Below are 20525 nucleotides of genomic sequence, written 5' to 3' on the forward strand. Positions count from 1 at the left end.
CGGCGCCGCCGCCTCGGGGCACGGCTACGCCGGCACTTCCTCCGTCGTCACCTCGAAGCGGCGCAGCTCGTTGGCGCCGAACACCGTCGTGATCGCCACGTCGGCCGCGTCGCGGCCGCGCGCGATCAGCACGCGGCCGATGCGTGGGATGTTGTGGCGCGCATCGAAGGTGTGCCAGCGGTCGCCGAGGTAGACCTCGAACCAGGCGCTGAAATCCATCGGATTCGGCATCGGCGGCACGCCGATGTCGCCGAGGTAGCCGGTGGCGTAGCGCGCGGGGATGTTCATGCAGCGGCACAGCGTGATCGCCAGGTGCGCGAAGTCGCGGCACACGCCCGTGCGCTCGCGGAAGGCGTCGAGCGCGGTGCGCGTGGGCCGCGCGCTGCGGTAGTCGAAGCGCAGGTGCTGGTGCACGAAGTCGCAGATCGCCTGCACCCGGTGCCAGCCCGGCGTGACCTGCAGGAAGTTGTCCCAGGCGAAGGCCTGCAGTTCGCTGTCGACCTCGCAGTAGCGGCTCGGCAGCAGGAAGGGCAGGGCGGCGACGGGCAGCCCCGAGGGCGTGTGCTCGATCGCGCCGTAGTCGACCGGGTCGGTCCAGCCCGGGTCGAAGATCACCGCATGGTTGCGCAGGCGCACGCTCGGCACGCCGGCCGGAATGCGCACCCGCGCGCAGTGGTTGTCGTAGCCGTCCATGTAGTGGTCGGTGGGCAGCGGCGGGCTGATGGTGATGTGCTCGCCAGCCTGCAGGTCGGCCGCCCGCGAGGGGTGCACCTGCAGCATGTAGACCAGCGCGGTCGGGGCCGTCACGGCAAGCTCGATGTCGAAGCCGATCCTGATCTGCATCTGGGGTCCCTCGTTGGATTGTTCAGGCCGATGCTACGGGGCGCATCTGCCGCGGCGGGGGAGCGCGCGGCCCGAAGCGTCGTAGTCCGGACGCTGTCGGTGCGCTCCTACCCGGGGCTCGCGCGCTCTCCCACATCGCCGGGCGCGCCGCCACTACGGGTAACAGGATGAGAAAAACTTAACCTTTGTGACCGCACGCAATCGCCCTGCGGCCGCACCCGCGGTCTGCCCGGGCTGCGGCACAAGCATCGTGTTTTTTCTCATTGGATCTGCTGGAGCGAATCATGGATTTAGCGTCGCTGTTCGATTCACTCACCGGTGCTTGGGGTGATGAAATCCTGTTCTGGGTGGTCGCCGCCGTGGCGGGGTTCATCTGCCTGATCGCGGTGGTGAACGTGCTGGACATGTTTCTCGACAACGAAGTTGACCCTCCCATGAAAGATCCTCGATGACGCCACAGAACAAGGCCGCCGCCGGACGCCGCTCGAAGGCCACGGACGGCAGCAATGCCAAGCAGCAGCAACTCGATGGCTTCGCGACCGATCACGCGCTCAACCTGACGACCAACCAGGGTCTTCAGATCCCCGACAACCACAACTCGCTCAAGGCGGGACTGCGCGGGCCCACGCTGCTCGAAGACTTCATCCTGCGCGAGAAGATCACGCACTTCGACCACGAGCGCATCCCCGAGCGCGCGGTGCATGCGCGCGGCGCGGCGGCGCACGGCTACTTCCAGGTCTACAAGTCGATGTCGCAGTTCACCTCGGCCGACTTCCTGCAGGACCCGGACGCGAAGACGCCGGTGTTCGTGCGCTTCTCCACCGTGGCCGGCTCGCGCGGCTCGGCCGACACCGTGCGCGACGTGCGCGGCTTCGCCGTCAAGTTCTACACCCGCGAGGGCAACTACGACCTCGTGGGCAACAACATCCCGGTGTTCTTCATCCAGGACGCGATGAAGTTCCCCGACCTGGTCCACGCGCTCAAGCCCGAGCCGCACCACGAGATGCCGCAGGCCGCGAGCGCGCACGACACCTTCTGGGACTTCGTCTCGCTGATGCCCGAGAGCACCCACATGCTCATGTGGGCCATGAGCGACCGCGCGATCCCGCGCAGCTACCGGATGATGGAAGGCTTCGGCGTCCACACCTTCCGCTTCGTCAACGCGCGCGGCGAGAGCCATTTCGTCAAGTTCCACTGGAAGCCGAAGCTCGGCATCCACGGCCTGGCCTGGGACGAGGCGCAGAAGATCGCCGGCAAGGACCCCGACTTCCACCGCCGCGACCTGTGGGAAGCCATCGAGCACGGCGACTTCCCCGAGTGGGAGCTCGGCGTGCAGCTGGTGCCGGCCGACCGCGCGCAGACGCTCGGCTTCGACCTGCTCGATCCGACCAAGCTGATTCCCGAGGAGATGGTGCCGGTGCAGCGCATCGGCCGGCTGGTGCTCAACCGCAACCCCGACAACTTCTTCGCCGAGACCGAGCAGGTGGCCTTCCACCCCGGCCACGTGGTGCCGGGCATCGACTTCAGCAACGACCCGCTGCTGCAGGGGCGGCTGTTCTCGTACACCGACACGCAGATCTCGCGCCTGGGCGGCGCAAACTTCCACGAGCTGCCGATCAACAAGGCGGTGTGCCCGTTCCACAACTTCCAGCGCGACGGCATGCACCGCCAGACCATCGCGCGCGGCCAGGTGGCCTACGAACCCAATTCGCTCGGCGACGGCAAGGAGTTCCGCGTCGACGGCGGCAGCGTGGGCTTCCAGTCCTATCCCGAGGAGATCGAGTCGCCCAAGGTGCGCCGGCGCAGCCCCACCTTCGACGACCACTTCACGCAGGCGCGGCTGTTCTTCAACAGCCAGAGCGCGGCCGAGAAGGAGCACATCGTCGCGGCGTTCCGCTTCGAGCTTTCGAAGGTGGACGTGCCCGCGATCCGGCAGCGCATGGTCGACAACCTCGCGCACGTCGACGAGAAGCTCGCGCGCCGCGTGGCCGAGCCGCTGGGCATCGGCGCGCCCGACGCCAAGGCCGCCGCGGGCCGTGCCGGCTTCCGCGAGCACCGCATGACGCTGCCGATCGAGGAATCGCCCGCGCTGCGCATGGTCGACACCGGCGACGGCACGGTGCGCACGCGCCGCATCGCGATCCTCGCGGCCGACGGCATCGACTCGGCCTCGCTGAAGCCGATCCGCGATGCGCTGGAACTGGCGGGCGCGCAGTGCAAGGTGGTCGGCATGCGGCTGGGCACCATCGCGAGCGCCTCGAAGCGGCAGATCGACGTGGACATGACCTTCGCCAACGCGCCCTCGGTGGTGTTCGACGCGGTGCTCGTGCCCGGCGGCAGCCTGGGCGTCTCCACGCTCGCGGGCTCGGGCGATGCGGTGCACTTCGTGCTCGAGGCCTACAAGCACTGCAAGGCGATCTGCACCGTGGGCGAGGGCGTGCAGCTGCTGTCCACGCTCGGCATCGGGGCCAACGCGCAGCAGGCCGGCGCGCCCGCGGGCGTGGTGATCGCGGCCACGCCGGTCACCAACCTCGGCGACACCACCGAGGCGACGCAGATCGCGCAGGCCTTCATCGCGGCGATCGCGAAGCACCGCCACTGGGACCGCGCCAACATCGACGCCGTGCCCGCCTGAGCGGGCGCTAGTTCTTTCGCGCTAGACCGTCTTGCGAATAGGCGGCGCGCGAGGGCGCTCCTAGACTTTCCCCACAAGGCCTGAACGGTGCCCACTTCGGCGGCGCCGGCATCCCGCGACCGCGGGCGCAGGGGCCGCACGCGGGGGTCCAATGACGTGGTTTTCGAGATCGGGATCGGGTCGCTCGGCCCGTCGTGGTGAAAGGCTGCTCGTGCACGCGCTCGGCGCCGCGGGCCTGGCGCTCGCGCTGCTCGGCCACGGGGCCGCGGCCTTCGCGCAGGCCGTGCCCAGCGCCGAGGCCGCCGCGAGCCGCGCGGAACAGGCCCGGCTGGCGGACACCGACACCCTGCTCGCGCTGACCAGCGAAGGCGCGGTGCTCTACGGCCAGGACGCGGTCAAGCTCTCGGGCTACCAGTACTGCAGCCAGGCCGTGGCGCTGGCCGAGGCCGGCGAATTCCGCCAGAGCGTGCGCGCCGCGAGCAAGGCGCTGCACCTCGCCAATGCCACGCGCGATCCGAACCTGCTCGCGATGGCGCACCGCGACCTCGCGATCGTCTACAGCTATTCGGGCCAGCTCGACAAGGCCGAGCAGTTCGCGCGCGAGGCGCTGCGTCATCCGGCACGCGATCCGAAGCTGGTGGTCGGCCCGGCGCACAAGGTGATCGGCGACGTGCGCACGCGCCGCGGCGACCATGCGGGCGCGGTGCTCAGCTACGACGAGGCGCTGGCCAACAGCTCGGCGCGCTATGCGCCGCTGGTGCAGGCCTCGCTCGTCAACGCGCTGATCGAGGCGGGCGACGCCGCGCGCGCACGCCAGGTGCTCGCCGCCATGCCGCCGCCGAAGGACGCACCGCTGGCCGCGCAGCTGGACCGCACGCGCGCCCGGCTGCTGCTGGCCGAGAACCGGCCCGCCGAGGCGCGCGACCTGTACCGCGCGCTCACCGCACGGCAGGCCGGCACCGACGCCGAGTACTACCGCCTCTGGGCCTGGGACGGCGTGGCGCGCAGCGAGCTCGCGCTCGGCCGCGAGCAGGCCGCGGCCGAGGCGGTGGCGCATGCGCTCGGCAGCGTGGACCAGGTGCGCGCGAAGTTCCGCAGCGAAGAATTCAAGATGGGCCTGTTCTCCGACCTGCAGACGGTGTTCGAGCGCGCGGTCGGCATCTACAACGACGCGGGCGATGCGCGCCAGGCCTTCGAGGTGAGCGAGCGCAGCCGCTCGCGCGCGCTGCTCGACGCGGTGCGCGGCCGCGCGAAGATCAGCGAGCGCGCGGCGACCACCGTCGATCTCGCCACGCTGCAGGGCGCGCTCGCGCCCGACGAGCGCGTGGTGCAGTTCCATTCCCTGCCCGACCGGCTGCTGGTGTGGGTGGTGGGGCCGGCCGAGATCAAGGCCAGCACCGTGGCCGTGCGCCGCGAGGAACTGACCGAACTGGTCGAGGTGTTCCGCAATTCCATCGTGCGCGGCCGGCGCGCGGCCGTCACCAATGCCGACCGGCTCGGCGCGGCGCTGCTCGGTCCGCTCGGCCTCGCGCCCGGGCAGCGGCTGGTGGTGGTGCCGCACGGGCCGCTGCATTACCTGCCGTTCCAGGCGCTGCGCCTCGACGGGCGCTACGTGATCGAGACCCATCCGGTGGCGGTGGCGCCGTCGATCAGCATCGCGGTGCAGCTCGCGCAGCGCACGCCGCGCGTGAATGCGGCGCTCACCGCCTTCGGCAACCCGCGCATCGAGGACAAGTACGACCTGCCGGGCGCCGAGGCCGAGGTGAAGCAGCTCGCGCAGCTCTTTCCGCGCAACACGCTGTACATGGGCCCGGCGGCCACCAAGACCCAGTTCCGCGAGGTGGCCGCGCGCTCGCCGCTGATGCACGTGGCCGCGCATGCCGAGGCCGACGCGGTCGACCCGCTGTACTCGCGCATCCTGCTCGCGAACGAGGGCGGCAGGCAGAACTTCCTGGAGGCGCACGAGATCCTCGGCCTGCCGATGGACGGCACGGCGCTGGTCACGCTCTCGGCCTGCGAGTCGGGGCTGGGGCGCATCGCGCAGGGCGACGAGGTGCTGGGCTTCACGCGCTCCTTCCTCTCGGCCGGCAGCTCGAGCCTGATCGCCTCGCTCTGGCCGGTGTCGGACGACGCCACCGCGGTGCTCATGGGCACGCTCTACGGCGAGCTCGCCAAGGGCCGCGACCTGCAGAAGGCGGTGCAGGCCGGCCAGCTCGCGGTGCTGCGCGACCCGAAGATGGCCCATCCCTTCTTCTGGGCGCCGTTCAACCTGATCGGCAACTGGCGCCTCACCGTGGGGAGCCCGGCATGAACCACGTTCGTTCTCCTCGCGCGCATTTCTCCCTCCCCTCCCGGGGAAGGGCAGGGGTGGGAGCACGGCGGCCTCCGTGCGGTCGCTGCCTCTGCTTGCTGTCAGGGCGCGATCGAGAAGCGCAGCGCAAGAACCGCCCGCCCCCGCACCGCGCCCATCGTGCGCAGGGTACCGGGTGCGCCCCGCAGCGAAATAAAGGAGGAGCCGAAGGCGGGGGACATTCGCGGAGGGGCGCACCCGGTGCCCTGCGCACACGCCCCGAACAGCAGCACTCAACGCAACAACAGCAACAGCAACAGCAACACCCCGCGGTGGAGCCCTGACATGCGCGCCTGCCCACGCTCGACCCCCATCGCCCTCGCCACCGCGGCCCTGTTCGGCGCCACCCTGCTCGCCGCCCCCGGTCGCGCGCATGCGCAGCAGGAGGGCGCCACCACGCTGTTGCCCACCGCCGACCCCTGCGGCAGTTGCGACCGCCCGCTCGCCCAGGCGCCCACCGGCGCCGTCGCGCCGCAGAGCCTGCCGGCGCGCCCGGCGCCAGGCGAGGCCTCGTTCGTGCTCAACGACCTGCGGCTCAACGGCGTCAAGGCGCTGAGCAACGAGGAGCTGCAGGCCATCACCGGCCCCTACATCGGCCGCAGCGTCACGCTCGGCGATCTCGAAGGCCTGGCGCAAGCCATCACCGCGCGCTACAAGGCGCGCGGCTACTTCCTCGCGCAGGCGGTGGTGCCGGTGCAGACGGTGCAGGGCGGCATCGTCGAGATCAGCGTCGTCGAAGGCCGGCTCGGCCGCGTGGACGTGGTGGTCGCGCCCGATGCGCCGATCGCCGAGTCGCGCGTGCGCGGCTTCCTCGCGCCGCTCGCGCCCGGCGAGGCGGTCAATGCGCCGGCCTACGAGCGCGCGATGCTGCTGCTGTCGGACCAGCCCGGCCTCAAGGTCTCGTCGGCGCTGCAGGAGGGCACGCAACCCGGCACCACCGATCTCTCGGTCGAGGTCGCGGCGGCCTCGCGCTGGGCCTTCTCGGCCGAGGCCGACAACCACGGCACCAAGGAGTCGGGGCGCTTCCGCGTCGGCGGCACCGCGCGCTGGCTCAGCCCCTTCGGCATCGGCGACAACCTCGACATGCGGCTCATGGTGTCCGACAGCAACGCGCTGCAGTTCGGCCGCATCGCCTACGAGGCGCCGATCGGCACCAGCGGCCTGCGCGCCGGCGTGGGGCTGGCACGCGTCAGCTACGAGCTCGGCGGCCAGTTCGTCGACCTCGAGGCGCAGGGCCGCGCCGACGTGCTCGACTTCGCGCTCAACTATCCGCTGATCCGCCAGCGCCAGCAGAACCTGTTCCTGCGCCTCAATGCCGACGTGAAGGATCTCACCGACGAGCTGCGCGGCGTCGGCTTCACGGCCCGCAAGCGTGTGCAGGGCTTCGGCCTCGGCTGGACCTGGGAGCGGCGCGACGAGCTGCTCGGCGGCGGCTACTGGGCCAGCTCGGGCACGCTCTACCACGGCGATCTTTCGATCCGCGATGCCGAGAGCCGGCAGGCCGACCAGAGCTTCGGCGGGCGCGGCACCGAGGGCGGCTTCACCAAGCTGAGCTTCCAGGTCTCGCGGCTGCAGGCCATCGTGCCGCGCCATTCGCTGTACCTCTCGGTCGGCGGCCAGTGGGCCAGCAAGAACCTCGACGCCTCCGAGAAGCTCGCGCTCGGCGGCGCGCGCGCGGTGCGCGCCTATCCCTCGGGCGAGGCGCTGGTGGACCAGGGCGTGATCGGTACGGTCGAATGGCGCTGGTCGCTCGACGAGGCGTTCACGCCCTTCGTCTTCTACGACGCCGCGCGCGGCCGCATCGCGCGCCGCCCGACGCCCTTCGACGGCGACAACACCCGCAGCCTGCGCGGCTTCGGCCTCGGCCTGAGCTGGTCGCGCCCGGGCAATTTCTCGGTCAACGCGACGCTGGCCTGGCGCGACGGCACGCCGCGCGCGCAGACCGACGGCGGCGGGCGCAATCCGCGGCTCTACGTCCAGGTCCAGAAAGCCTTCTGATCATGAAGCCACGCACCTCTCCCCCTCTTCTTCGCGCGGCCGCGCGCCGCCTGCGGCTGCGGCCGGTGGCGCTGTCGCTGATCTGCGCCGGCGCCGCGCCCGCGATGGCGCAGGTGCTGCCCACCGGCTTCTCGCTGGTCGGCGGCAGCGTCGCGATGAGCCAGAACGGCGGCGTGATGAACCTCACGCAGAGCACGCAGCGCGGCATCGTCAACTGGACGACCTTCTCGATCGGCGCGGGCGGCGCCGTCAACATCCAGCAGCCGAACGCCGCGAGCATCCTGCTCAACCGGGTGACCGGCAACGAGACCTCGACCATCGCGGGCCAGCTCAATGCCAACGGCCGCGTGTTCCTGATCAACCCGAACGGCGTGATGTTCAACGGCACGGCGCAGGTCAACGTCGGCGGGCTCGTGGCCTCCACGCTCGCGCTCGCGACCAGCGACAAGAGCTTCATGGAAGGCGCCACGAACCTGGTGTTCGAGCGCGACAACGCCAACGGCGCCACCGTGCGCAACCTCGGCACCATCCAGGCCAGCGGCGGACCGGTGGTGCTGATGGGCGCGGACGTCGGCAACGCGGGCAGCATCACGGCCGACGGCCAGGCGATCGCGCTCGCCTCGGGCCGCAGGATCACGCTCGACCTCGCGGGCGACGGCCTCACCAGCATCGCGATCAACACCGACTCGATGGCCACCAACGCCGCCGTCTCGAACAGCGGCGTGCTGCAGGCCGACGGCGGCCGGGTGGTGATGGTGGGCCAGTCCACCACCGTCGGCGAGCTGGTGGTGAACCAGAGCGGCATCGTGCGCGCGCGCAGCATCGGCCTGCGCAACGGCGAGATCGTGCTCGGCGCAGGGGTGGGCAACGAGGTGCGCGTGGGCGGCACGCTCGATGCCACCGGCAGCGCGGCCGCGGGCGGGCGCATCGATGTCGCCGCGGGCCGCGTGCGCGTGGAGGGCGCCACGCTCGACGCCAGCGGCGACACGGGCGGCGGCACCGTGCAGGTGAAGGCGCTCACCGGCCTCGCCGTCGCGCCCGACGCCACGCTGCGCGCCGACGGCCGCGCGGGCAACGCCGCAGGCGGCACCATTCGCATCGAGGCCGCGGACCCCGCGAGCCTGCCCGGCGGCGCGCCCGGTACGGCCTCGCTCGGCCTGCACCTCTCGGGCACGCTCTCGGCCAACGGCTCGGGCAGCGGCGCGGGCGGGCTGGTGGCCACCGGCGCGAGCGCGGTGGCGGTCGGCAGCGACCTCTCGGTGTCGGCCGCGGGCGGCGCAGGCGGCGGCGCCAACGGGCGCTGGGAGCTGCGTTCCGACAAGCAGATGGTGGTCTCGAACGACGCACCCGCCTACGACCCGGGCAGCTACATCAATGCCGCGGGCACCGCCGCGAGCCCGGTCAACGCGGGCGCGGTCGGCGCCGCGCTGGGCCGCAACACCGACGTGCGGCTGCAGAGCAACGGCGACAACGCCGAGGGCGGCCGCGAGCGCTATGGCGTGTTCTTCGCCGCCGGTAGCCAGGTCGTGAAGGACCAGGGCGGCGATGCCGCGCTGCGCGTCGATTCGGCCACCGGCATCGGCATGGGCCCGGGCTCGGCGATCCAGTCGAAGGCGGGCGCGCTGCACGTCGATTTCAATGCCGACGCCTACGGCACCGTGCCCGGCGGGGGCGATGCGCCGCTGGCCGACGGCAGCAGCATCGGCGCGCCGATCCGGCTCGACGGCGCCACCATCGAGACCAATGGCGGCAACGTGCGCTTCTACGGCCAGAGCGATGCCGCCAACGGCCGCGCGATCGGCTATGCGCCGCGCTTCGGCACGCCGGTGGCGGGCGTCGAGATCGTCAACAGCCGCATCTCCACCTGCGCGCCCGGCGCCGCGAGCTGCGCCGGTGGCGGCAGCATCAGCCTGCGCGGCCAGGGCCAGACCCAGGTGGCGAGCGCCTTCTTCTCGGCCAGCGCCGGCGTGCTGCTCGGAAGCGCGGAGCTCGTCACCGGCAGCGGCGCCATCGGCATCGACGGCGTGGGCGGGCTGATGGCACGCGGCGTCGAGGTGGGCCTGAGCGACAACGACGGCACGCCCGGCCCGCGCAGCCGCATCGCATCGACCGGCGGCGACATCACGCTGCGCGGCAGCTCGCGCGGCTGGACCGCGGGCACCGATCCGGTCGGCACCTTCGACTACAACCAGGCGGGCGGCGGCGTGGCGGTGCGCGACAGCGACATCGCCACCGGCGGCAACGTGGCCATCGAGGGCCGCGGCGCCAACCTCGACGCGCTGCTGAACGACGCCAGCTTCCGCACGCTGGCGGCCTCGGCCACCATCAATGCCTCGCACGGCGTGCTGATCGACGGCGCGGCGGTCTCGGCCGGCACGGGCCGCAGCCTGGCGGTGCGCGGCACCATGGGCAGCGCGGGCATGGTGCTCGACAGCCTCGGCGTGCCGGAGCCGCCGCCGGCCGGCATCGACGCGCGGCTCACGCCCGCGGCGGTCTGGGTGCGCGCGAGCGGCGAGGGCGAAGGCCTGCGTGCCGCGGGCGGGCAGGTGATCGTCGACGGCGCCGACGGCGACGTGCTGCTGCAGCGCGGCAGCCAGTCGAACGCGCTGCTGAACGCGGCCAACGGAAGCGGCGCGGGCGGGTCGGTGCGCGTCACCGGCCGCAACATCTACAGCGGCAGCTTCTCCGACGATTCGGGCACGCTGGCCGACGCGAGCGGCAGCGCGGGCGGCGGCAGTGTGCGGCTCGAGGCCACGGTGCGCACCGCCGACGGCACGGGCGGCATGCTCGCGATGGAGAACAGCCTGTCGATCCGCGCCGACAACAGCTCGGCCGCGGGCAACGGCGGCAGCATCGTGCTGCTCGCGGGCAACAGCCTGCGCGCGCACGGCAACCTCTCGGCGCGCGCCGGCGCCGGCGGCGGCAACGGCGGCTTCGTCGAGACCTCGGGTTCGGCGCTCGATCTGCGCGGCATCCGCGTCGACACCTCTGCCAGCGCGGGCCAGGCCGGCAGCTGGCTGATCGATCCCTTCAACATCTCGATCGTCAGCGGCACGGCCTCGGGCTCGCTGCCGGCCAATCCCTTCGTGCCGCTCGCCGACTCGGTGATCCAGGACGGCGACATCAACGCCGCGCTCAACGGCGGCGCCAACGTGAAGATCACCACCGGCACCGGCGGACCCGGCAACGGCAGCATCTCGCTGGCCAACGACGTGCTGGTGGACTACGACGGCGCCTCCGGCGCGCGCACCTTCGAGCTGGCCTCGGGCGGCGGCATCTTCGGCGGCGGCAGCGACACGGTGATCCGCTCCTCGGGCGCGGGCGCGCTCAACGTGGTGTTCGATGCCGGCGTGAACCCCGACGGCACGCCCTCGGGCAACAGCGGCTTCATCACCTACAACGGCAGCATCGACACGCACGGCGGCAGCGTCACCATGACGGCGCGCGGCACCGGCAGCCCCACCAGCGGCAGCATCAACATGAACGGCGCGCAGGTGCAGACCGACGGCGGCGCGGTGACGCTGTCCGCCGGCCAGCCGGGCGCGCCCACCGGCTACGTCACCCTGGTGGACACCCGCATCGACACGCGCGTGGGCCAGAGCGACGCCGGCGCCGGCGGCAACCTGCAGATCGCGGCCGGCAACGTGCGGCTCGCGGGCGTGCAGCTCTCGGCGTCCACCGGCAGCATCGACATCCGCGGCAGCTCGGCCGACTGGACCAGCGGCGTGGTCGTGACCGACGGCCGCACGACCTCGGCGCTCTCGACCACCAGCGGCAACATCACGGTGCAGGGCGTGGCGCGGCGCCAGGCCTCGGCCACCTTCGCCGGCGCGCACGGCGTGCTGGTGAACGGCGGCAGCACGATCACCAGCGGCAGCGGCGACATCGTGCTGCGCGGCTACAACTTCAACACCGATTCGAACCCGGCCGACACCGGCGTGCGGCTCGAGAACGGCGCGCGCATCGCCACCACCGGCGGCGGCGACATCGAGATCACCGGCGCCTCGCAGAACGGCGGCGCGGGCGTCTCGATGCAGGCCGGCGGCGGGGTCAGCGCGCCGGGTGCGCTGCCGAGCGTGCAAGGCAGCGGCAACGTGGTGCTGCGGGCGGTGAACAATGGCAGCACCGACGCCATCGTGATCGGTGCGCCCGTGAGCGCCGCCAACACCCTCGACCTGCGGCCGGGCGGCATGGACGCGAACTTCGCGGCCTTCGATGCGACGACCGCGCCGATCGTGCTCGGCGGCGCGGGCGGCGGCGGCTTCTCGGTCTCGGCGGCCGAGTTCGCGCGGCTGTCGGCGCCGGCCATCGTGGCCGGCAGCAGCACGCATGCGGGCGACATCACGGTGGCCGGGCCGCTCGCCACGCCCGGCGCGCTCACGCTGCAGAACGACGCGGGCGGCAACATCGCGCTCAACGGCGCGGTCTCGGCCTCGGCGCTGGGGCTGCTCTCGGCGGGCAACATCGCGCAATCGGCCGCGGGGGCGATCAGCGCGAGCACCCTGCTCGCGCGCTCGACGGGCGGCTCGGTGGACCTGGGCAACGCGGTCAACGACGTCGCCGTCGTCGGCGGCGGTGCGGCGGGCAGCTTCCGCTACGTCGACGCGAACGCGGTCACCATCGGCACGCCGGCCGCCGTCGGCTTCGATGCCGCGGGCAACCAGCCGGCCGTGGCCAGCGTGGGCTCGATGGCCGCGAACGCGGTGTTCGTGCGCACGCTCGCGGGCGACCTCACGCTGGCCACCAACATCAACGCCGCAAGCACCGAGCTCGTGGCCGCCTCGCGCTTCCAGAACGCCGGCACTTTCGCGATCGGCGGCGGCAACTGGCGCATCTGGGCCGACACCTGGCTCGGCGAGACGCGCGGCGGCCTCGCGGGCACGGGCACGCTGCCCAACCTCTACCACTGCGCCTACTTCGGCCTGTGCACGGTGACGGTGCCGGCGGACGGCAACCACTTCATCTATGCGCAGCAGCCGGTGGCGCGGATCGTGATCGCCGACGCCTCGCGCCGGCAGTGGATGCCCAATCCGCTGTTCCTCTACAGCATCAACGGGCTGATCCTCGGCGACGGCCCCGGGGGCTTTAGCGGCATGCTCTCCACCACCGCGCTGCCGGGCAGCCCGCCGGGCAGCTATCCGATCAACGGCAGCTTCGCCTCGGCCGCGGGCTATGCGATCGAGGTGGTGCCGGGCACGCTGCGGGTGGACTTCGGCATGCTCGAGCGGCCCTCGGTGGACGTGGTGCGCGAGCAGCCCTCGACCTGGCTCTACGACCGCAACATCGGCCAGGCGCCGATCTGCCTCGCGACCGGCGCGCTCGAGGGCGACCGCGCGGCGCAGGACGGCGACCTGCTCGCGCGCGAGTGGACGCGCGTGCGCTCGCGGCCCAACCTGCTGAGCTGCGTCAACACCGAGCGGCGAAACGGCTGCTCAGACTTCTGAAGTGATGAAGCACCCCCCAAGCCGCTTCGCGGCTCCCCCCTCTCTCGCCTTCGGCGGGAGGGGGGCGCACCCAGAGGCCTGGCAAAGCCAGTTCCTCGGGTGCCCTGGAGACTTCGCTGCGCTCGCCGGCTTGCGTGGCCTGTGTCGTGCGGTGCGGACAGGCGCTCAGCGCGGCGCCTGTGCCGTGATGACGAAGAGCTGCGCCATCAGGTCGGCGAGCAGCCGCAGCTGTGCGTCATCGGTGAGCGGCGCATGGCGGTAGTCCGCCACGCCGGCTTCGAGGCCCTCCAACGGCCCCGCGAAGAACATGCGCCGCAGTGCGCCGCCGAGCGCGTCGTAGGCCGGCACGCGCTCGCGGTCGTCGATCGTGCTCGTCGCCTCGCTGCCCGCTGCGGGCGTGGCCAGAAAGGGCGCGAGCACCGCGGCCTGCAGGCGCCCCGCGGCGATCAGCCGGTTGAGCGTCATGTCGAAGGCGAAGGCCGGCCCTTCGGCCAGCGCCTCGCGCAGCAGCGCGGGCAGGGTGCGCCGGCCGCGCGGCGTGACGAGGTAGGCGGCCGCGCCCCAGTTGTAGAGGCCGCGCGCATCGAGGATCTCGATGCCGCCGAGCACGCCCTGCGGCATGTGCTTCTTGCGGCTCTGCCACAGCGCGAGCAACGCCGGCGCCGAGGCATAGGGCAGGCATTCGAGGAACACGAGCTCGTAGCCCGCCAGGCGCGCGAGCGCGGCCTCGTCACCGAGCAGCGCGGGCGCGGCGCGGCTCAGCTGCGCGTCGTCCTCGAGCACCAGGAAGAAGCCGTCCCCGGGCGCCGATTCGATCGCCGCCGCGTGCGAGAGGAAGCAGGCATGCTCGCGCGGGCTCACGCGGGCCGCGCCGTGCGGCAGGCCCTCGATGCCGATGGCTTCGAAGCGCGCGATGCCGCCGAGGCCCAGTGCCTGCAACTGCGCTGCCATGGCCTCGCGCCGCGCGCTGCTGGCCGGCAGATTGATGAAGCAACCGTTCATGAGGACGCCATGCCTTTCGGGCCGATCGAAGGAAGATGCGGGTGCCGCGCGTGCGCCACGGCCATGGCGCCTGCGCGGAGGCAGCGCGCATGACGCGGCCCTGGCTCAGCGTGGTGATGCCGTTCTACCGCAAGCTTGCGGAGTTCGAGCGCGTGGTCGCGCGCAATGCGCCGTACTGGGCGCGGCCCGGCATCGAGGTGGTGATCGCGCTCGACGAGCCGTCGGAGGAAGCGGCGCTGCAGCGCCTGCTCGACCGCTTCGCCGGGGTGCGCTGGAAGGTGCTGGTCAACGACCGCGCGCACGACTGGCGCCCGCCCTGCCGCGCGATCAACGCCGGCGTGCGCCATGCCGCGGGCCGCTTCGTCTTCGTGCACTCGCCCGAGTCGGCCTACGTGGGCGACGCGCCCGCGGTCGCGCTGCATGCGGCGATGGCGGGCGAGCGCCACGTCGCGCTCGGCCGCGTGGGCTTCGCACGCTTCGAAGCGCTCGATGCCGCGGGCGGCAGCCTGGCGGCGGCCTTCGTGGCGGCGGTGCCCGAGACGCTCTACCTGCGCACCTTCTACGGCTCGGTGTGCTGCGCGCGCGAGGCCTTCGAGGCCGTGGGCGGCTACGACGAGAGCCTCGACCTCTGGGGCGGCGACGACGACGACTTCCGCGTGCGCCTGGAAATGGCGGGCTGGCAGTTGCAGGCCTGCACGGCGCTGCAGATGCTGCATCTCTCGTTCGAGCCGCGCGACGGCGGCGAGCGCTTCGATCCCGACAACGACTGGCGCCGCTGCACGCCCGCGAGCGCGCGTGCGAACCGCGATGCGGCGGGCGGCCCCGATGCCTGGGGCCGCGACTTCGGCCGTCTCGCGCGCGACGACGCGCCGGCCGCCGTCGATCCCGGGGGCGACGCCGCGGTGCCTGACTGGCTGGTGGCCGCGCCGGTGTTCCCGGTCGGCTCGCGGCGCCAGTGCGAGGTCTGCGCGCGCATGCTGCACCACGAGCCCGCGCCGCCGTACTTCTGTCCCTTCTGCAGCCGCGAGGCGCCGCAGCGGCTCACCGCGCGGCCGCGCATCGTCTGCGTGATGCAGGTGCGCAACGAGGCGGGCTGGCTCGAGGGCTGCCTCGCGCACCTGCGCGACCACGTGGACGGTTTCATCGCGCTCGACGACGGCTCCACCGACGGCACGGCCGGGATCCTGCGGCGCGAGCCCGGGCTGCTCGAGCTGCTGTCGAACCCGCCGGCCGAGCCGCACCGCTGGGACGAGCCCGGCAACCGCCTCCGGCTGCTCGAATGCGCGCGCCGCCACGGCGCGGGCTGGGTGCTGGCCTGCGATGCGGACGAGCGCTTCGAGACGCTGTTCCTGCGGAATCTGCATGCGATCGTCGACACCCTGCCGGAGGACCGGCTGGCCTGCCTCTCGCTCTCGTACCGCGAGCTCTGGGATGCGCCCGACCGCTTTCGCGACGACGGCGATTGGGGCCGCAGGACGCGCGCGGCGCTGTTCCGGCTGCCGCAGCAGATCGCCTTCGACGAGGCGCCGGCGCTGCACGGGCCGTGGTTTCCCGATGCGGTGGCGCGCCATGGCGCGATGTACCGCAGCTACTACCGGCTCTACCACCTGCGCATGGTGCGGCGCGCCGACCGCCTCGCGCGCCGCGCGCGCTACCGTGCGCTCGATCCCGGGGCGCGGCTGCAGGCCGCAGGCTATGACCACCTCGCGGACGAGGGGCCGGCAGTGCGGCTCTCGCCCGTGGCGCCGGCGCGCGGCTACGACATGGCCACGCTGCCGGCCGTGCTCGTGCGCGGGGACGGCGCTCAAGGCAGCGGCACGCCCGTGGCCAGCGTGCGTGCGAAGTCGCCGCGGTAGGTGCGGCTGCCGGTGTGCGTGAGGCGCGAGCGCGTGTCCACGTGCACCTTGCCGCCGATCGACTGCCAGCGGCGGCAGAAGGCGAAGTCCTCGCTGAGATAGCGGCCGTTGCCGGGCTCGGCCCAGACGTCGAAGAAGCGGTGGTGCGGCCATGCGGCCGCGACCGGGTCGTCCATGCGGTCGGGCGTGTAGCGCAGTTCGGGCATGGCCGCGGCGAGCCGCTCGAACACCGCGCGCTCGATCAGCATGAAGCCCGTGGGCGCATCGAGCACTTCGAGAAAGCCGTCGGGCTCCACGCGCCCGGCCAGGCCGGGCTCGGCGAGGTTGACCGGGAACACCGCATGCCGCGCCTCGAAGTCCTCGCGCGTGCTGCCCGCGGGCAGCGGCGCGGCCAGGCCCGCGCGCGGCCAGCCGTCGTCCTTGTGCGGATAGATGCCGGCCACCACCGGCCGGCCCGCGCGCAGCAGGCGCAGCGCGTCCTCGGGCGCGAAGCCGATGTCGGCGTCGATCCAGAACAGATGGGTCCAGCGCGCGTCGGCCATGAACTCCGCCACCAGCCGGTTGCGTGCGCGCGGGATCAGGCTGTCGCCGTCGAGGAAGCGCGCCTGCATCGCGAAGCCGTGCTGCCATGCCGCATTGACGAGGCCGAGCAGGCTGCGCACGTAGTCGCTGGTCATCGTGCCGCTGTGGCTCGGCGTGGCGATGAAGGGGCGGACGGTCTTCAGGATGTCGGTGTCGGGCATGCGTAGGCCGGTAAAGGGAGGAAAGACGATATCTGCGCAGCGCCGCGGCCACAACGGCCTCAGCCCGGGGCACCCGTGGAACCGGCTTCGCCGGGCCACCGGGTGCGCCCCCCAGTGGGGGGAGGCGCCGAAGGCGCTTCGGGGGGCGTCGTTCCTCGGCGGGTGGACAGGAGCGCGCGCAGCTTGGCCGGCGCGACCGGCTTGGTCAACAGCATCACGCCGCCGCGGCGCAGCCGCTGCAGCACCTCGGGGCCGGTCGCGCCCGAGACCAGCACCGCGAGCGCCTCGGGCTGCAGCCGGCGCGCGGCGGCGATCACGTCCATGCCGTCGCCCTCGCCCGCGAGCTGCAGGTCGCACAGCACCGCGTCGAAGCGCAGGTCGCCGGTGCCGAGCCGTGCGATCGCCTCGGCGCCGGTGGCGAGGCATTCGACGCGGCAGCCCCATTGCTCCAGCAGCGCGCGGCTGCCGTCGAGGATGGCGGGATCGTCGTCCACCACCATGCAGTTCAGGCCCGCGAGCGGCGCCACGGCCGCGGGCGCGGGTTCCTCGGGCGCGGCGGGGGCAGCGGTGGCCTGCGCCGCAGGCAGCGCGAGCGCGAAGGTGCTGCCCGCCTGCAGCGCCGACCGCACGGTGATGCGGGTGCCGAGCAGCGCGGCGATGCGCGCGCAGATCGCGAGCCCGAGCCCGAAGCCGCGGCGGCGGTCGCGCTCGGTGTTCGCGACCTGGTAGAACTCCTCGAAGATGCGGCCCTGGTGGATCGGCGCGATGCCGACGCCGTTGTCGCGCACCTCGATGCTCACCTGGTCGCCTTCAGCACGCCGACGGCGGCGCGCGACCACCAGCACCGTGCCGCCGGGCGGCGCATGGCGCAGCGCATTCGACACCAGGTTGCCGACGATGCGCTGCAGCAGCGCCGCATCGCTGCGCACCGCCAGGCCGCGGTCGCGCCAGCACAGGCGCACGCGGGTCTCGGCCGCGACCGCGGCATGCTGCGCATCGAGCTGGTCGAACAGCGCGGCGAGCGACACCTTGGTGATCGCCGGCGTCAGCACCTGCGCATCGAGGCGCGAGATCTCGAGCAGGTCGTCGAGCAGCACGCCCATGAACTCGGTGCTCTCCTGCAGCCGCAGCATCGCCGGCCGCTGCGCGGCGCTGGCGCCGGGCAGCAGGCCGTCGATGAAGAGGCCCATGGCGTGCAGCGGCTGGCGCAGGTCGTGGCTGGCGGCGGCCAGGAAGCGGGCGCGCGACAGGGCCGCCTGCTCGGCTTCGGCCATGCGCTGCAGCGCCACCGCGGTGGCTTCGCGCACCCGCTCTTCGCTCACCTGCCGGTTGTGCTGCAGCCGCTCGGCCAGGCGGTCGATGTCGCGCGCGAGCACCGCGAGCTCGTGCGTGCCGCCGGGGCCGGCCGCGGCCTGCGCCTTTTCCGGCGCGCCGCCCTCGACCACGCCGCAGCGCGCCTCGAAGTGGCCGGCCTCGAGCGCGGCCACCGTGCGCGACACGCGGCGCAGCGGCCGCGCCACCGTGCGCGCCATGTGGCGCACCGAGGCCCAGGCCGCGAGCAGCGCCACCAGCGCGATGCCGATGCCCGCCAGCAGCGAGCGGCTGCGCTCGCGCGCATAGGCCGTGGTGTCGCGAAAGGTCTGCACCAGCCCGATCGGCTTCTCGCCCGCGGCCGTGGAGCCCGCGGGCGCGAAGGCGCTGGCGCGCGAGGCCTCGCGCAGCGTGACCGGCGAGGTGAACATGCGCAGCTGCGCGAGCGGGGTCGCCTTGGGACCGGCCGTCACGTACACGCCGGCGCTGTTGCTGATCTCCACCCGCATCACCTGCCCGCCACGCAGCGCCGCGTTCGCGACGTTCTGCAGCGCCGGCAGGTCGCCCGCGTAGAGGCTCAGGTCCGACATCGCCGCCACCTGGCGCGCCACCGCCTGGCCCTCGGCGTCGAAGGCAGCCTCGAGCGTCTGCAGCCGGTGGTGGGTGAACCATCCGGTGAGCGCCAGCGCGACCGCGGCGCACGGCACCACGCCGAGCCGGAACAGGTCGCGCTGCAGGTTGCCGCGCACCAGCAGCGCGGGCGCGGAAGAGGGCGGCGCGGGCGGCGGCGAGCCCTCTTCGGAACGGCCGGACGAAAGGCTCATCGCGTGACGGTGAGCCGCTCGGTCAGTTCCCGCTCCTCCGGCAGGCGCAGCCCGAGCCCGCGCGCGACGGTGGTGTTGACGCGCACCGTGGCCGGCGCGGCCGACTCCACGAGCGGGCCGGTGCCGCTGCTGCTGCTGCCGTTGCCGCTGCTGGCGAGCTTCTGGCCGAGCAACTGCGCCTGGCGGGCCAGCTGGGCCGGCGTCGACACCGCCGCCGCCAGCCCGCCCGAGCGCACCAGGCCTTCGCTCGCGCCGAACACCGGCAGCCCCGCGCCCGCGCCGGCGCGCAGCACCGAGAGCGTGGCCGCCTGGCTGTCGCCGATCAGGTCCGGCAGCACCATCAGCGCATCGCTGCGCGGCACCACCGCGCGCAGCGCAGCGGCGAGCGAGCGCGCGTCGGGCGCGTATTCCACCTGCAGATCCCACGGCGGCTGCGTGCCCTGCGCCGCCCGCTGCAGCTCGCGCACCAGCGGCTCCGATTCAGGCGTGGCGACCACGCCGATGCGCTGCTTCTGCGGCAACACCGCACCCACGAGCGCGAGCTGGTCGGCCATCGCCGGGTCGCGCAGCAGCACGCCCACGCGCCGCTGGCCGCGCTGCAGCGCCGGGCTGCTCGCGCGCAGGTTCTCGTAGTCGAGCCGGCTCAGCATCGCGAGCACCAGCGGCTGCTGGCCCGGGCGTTCGAGCGCGGCGCGCGCGGCGCGCTCGCCCACCGCCATCGTCACGAAGATGCCGTCGGCGGGCGTCGCGGCGGTGGCGGCGGTGCGCAGGCTGCGCGTGCGCACGCCCGCGTTCGCCGCCCGCTCGGGCTCGGCGCCGGCGGCCTCGGCGACGGGAGCGGCCTGCGCCGCGTCGGCCGCGCCCGGCGCCAGCCGCACCAGCTCGAAGCGTCCGCCGGGTTCCTGCGCCGCGCGCAGGTGCTGCACGAATTCGGCGTGCGCCGCGAGCTCGTCGCCCATCAGCACCGTGAGCCCGGAGGCCAAGGCGCCCGTGGCGAACTGCGCCGCGGCGAGCGCGAGCGCGAGGCGGAAGCGGCGGCGCGGCAGCCGTTTCCGAAGGAGCGAGATGAAGCGATGAACGGCGACAAACATGGGGACTGCTTCCGCAGCAAGGGCAGTGGTCCCAATGTACGGAAGGGCCCCGCTTCGCGCGATAAGGCGGAGGGGCTATGTCGCGCGCCGCGGGTGCGCGCGGGTGTGACGGAATGCCGCTGCGCGGCGGCCAGGCGGCCTATGTCCGACGGTCTACTGTCGCCCCAGGCCCGGCATTGGCGCGTCAGCGGAGTTGGACGCCGCCGTCCCCGGTCTTTACCGGTCTTTTCACTGTGGTTCTTATTTGCGAGTCGCCATCAAGGCATCGCACTATTCGAATATGCAAAGATGTTTGCGTCCAATGCTTGAATTCAACAAAAGTTAAATTAATTTATTCGGCATCTAATTTGAAACATTAAAAGTCGCGCGGCCGATTTTTGCTTAGACTCCGCTCTTTTCGGCCAATTCTTTCTGTCTTTTGAATTGGC

General features: G+C 72.8%; 11 protein-coding genes. 6 read left to right on the top strand and 5 right to left on the bottom strand.

Annotated features, from left to right (window positions below; translation table 11 throughout):
• Positions 1–24 precede the first annotated feature (24 nt).
• Entirely contained in the window at positions 25–843 is an 819-nt protein-coding gene (locus tag M2165_RS12180) for a transglutaminase family protein (protein WP_280814885.1), read from the bottom strand.
• Positions 844–1106: 263 nt separating this feature from the next.
• On the opposite strand from M2165_RS12180, the gene M2165_RS12185 reads away from it, so the two are divergent.
• From M2165_RS12185 to M2165_RS12205, 5 genes are all read left to right on the top strand, one after another.
• Positions 1107–1295, top strand: a complete 189-nt coding sequence (locus M2165_RS12185) for a hypothetical protein (RefSeq protein ID WP_280814886.1) — start codon at positions 1107–1109, stop codon at positions 1293–1295.
• Positions 1292–3478, top strand: a complete 2187-nt coding sequence (gene katE / locus M2165_RS12190; protein ID WP_280814887.1) for a catalase HPII — start codon at positions 1292–1294, stop codon at positions 3476–3478. Before M2165_RS12185 ends, katE begins: the two co-directional genes overlap by 4 nt.
• Positions 3479–3689: 211 nt before the next feature.
• Complete coding sequence (locus M2165_RS12195; protein WP_280814888.1) at positions 3690–5789, top strand: CHAT domain-containing tetratricopeptide repeat protein; 2100 nt, start codon at positions 3690–3692, stop codon at positions 5787–5789.
• A 324-nt stretch (positions 5790–6113) separates the two neighbouring features.
• On the top strand, positions 6114–7826 hold the full coding sequence (locus M2165_RS12200; protein WP_280814889.1) for a ShlB/FhaC/HecB family hemolysin secretion/activation protein: 1713 nt from the start codon (positions 6114–6116) through the stop codon (positions 7824–7826).
• A gap of 2 nt (positions 7827–7828) precedes the next feature.
• Positions 7829–13270, top strand: coding sequence for a filamentous hemagglutinin N-terminal domain-containing protein (locus M2165_RS12205; protein ID WP_280814890.1), 5442 nt, complete (start codon positions 7829–7831; stop codon positions 13268–13270).
• A 165-nt stretch (positions 13271–13435) separates the two neighbouring features.
• Here the strand turns inward: M2165_RS12205 and M2165_RS12210 are convergent, their stop codons facing one another.
• The gene (locus tag M2165_RS12210) at positions 13436–14272 is read right to left on the bottom strand and encodes a hypothetical protein (protein ID WP_280814891.1); all 837 of its coding nucleotides are present in this window, start codon (positions 14270–14272) and stop codon (positions 13436–13438) included.
• 89 nt (positions 14273–14361) lie between these two features.
• Between M2165_RS12210 and M2165_RS12215 the strand changes: the two genes are divergently transcribed.
• On the top strand, positions 14362–16128 hold the full coding sequence (locus M2165_RS12215) for a glycosyltransferase family 2 protein (protein ID WP_280814892.1): 1767 nt from the start codon (positions 14362–14364) through the stop codon (positions 16126–16128).
• Here M2165_RS12215 and M2165_RS12220 read toward each other — a convergent pair.
• From M2165_RS12220 to M2165_RS12230, 3 genes are read right to left on the bottom strand one after another with little or no spacing between them, the layout of a single operon-like run.
• Positions 16077–16871, bottom strand: a complete 795-nt coding sequence (locus M2165_RS12220) for a hypothetical protein (protein WP_280814893.1) — start codon at positions 16869–16871, stop codon at positions 16077–16079. The two genes, M2165_RS12215 and M2165_RS12220, sit on opposite strands and share 52 nt — an antisense overlap.
• 59 nt (positions 16872–16930) lie before the next feature.
• Positions 16931–19006 carry an ATP-binding protein gene (locus tag M2165_RS12225; protein WP_280814894.1) on the bottom strand — a complete coding sequence of 692 codons (2076 nt, stop codon included), beginning with the start codon at positions 19004–19006 and terminating at the stop codon, positions 16931–16933.
• Positions 19003–20097: an ABC transporter substrate binding protein gene (locus M2165_RS12230; protein WP_280814895.1), complete on the bottom strand. Its 1095-nt coding sequence runs from the start codon at positions 20095–20097 to the stop codon at positions 19003–19005. Before M2165_RS12230 ends, M2165_RS12225 begins: the two co-directional genes overlap by 4 nt.
• Positions 20098–20525: the final 428 nt, after the last annotated feature.

It is taken from the genome of Variovorax sp. TBS-050B, from assembly GCF_029893635.1.
In the GTDB taxonomy this organism is placed as follows: Bacteria; Pseudomonadota; Gammaproteobacteria; order Burkholderiales; family Burkholderiaceae_C; genus Variovorax.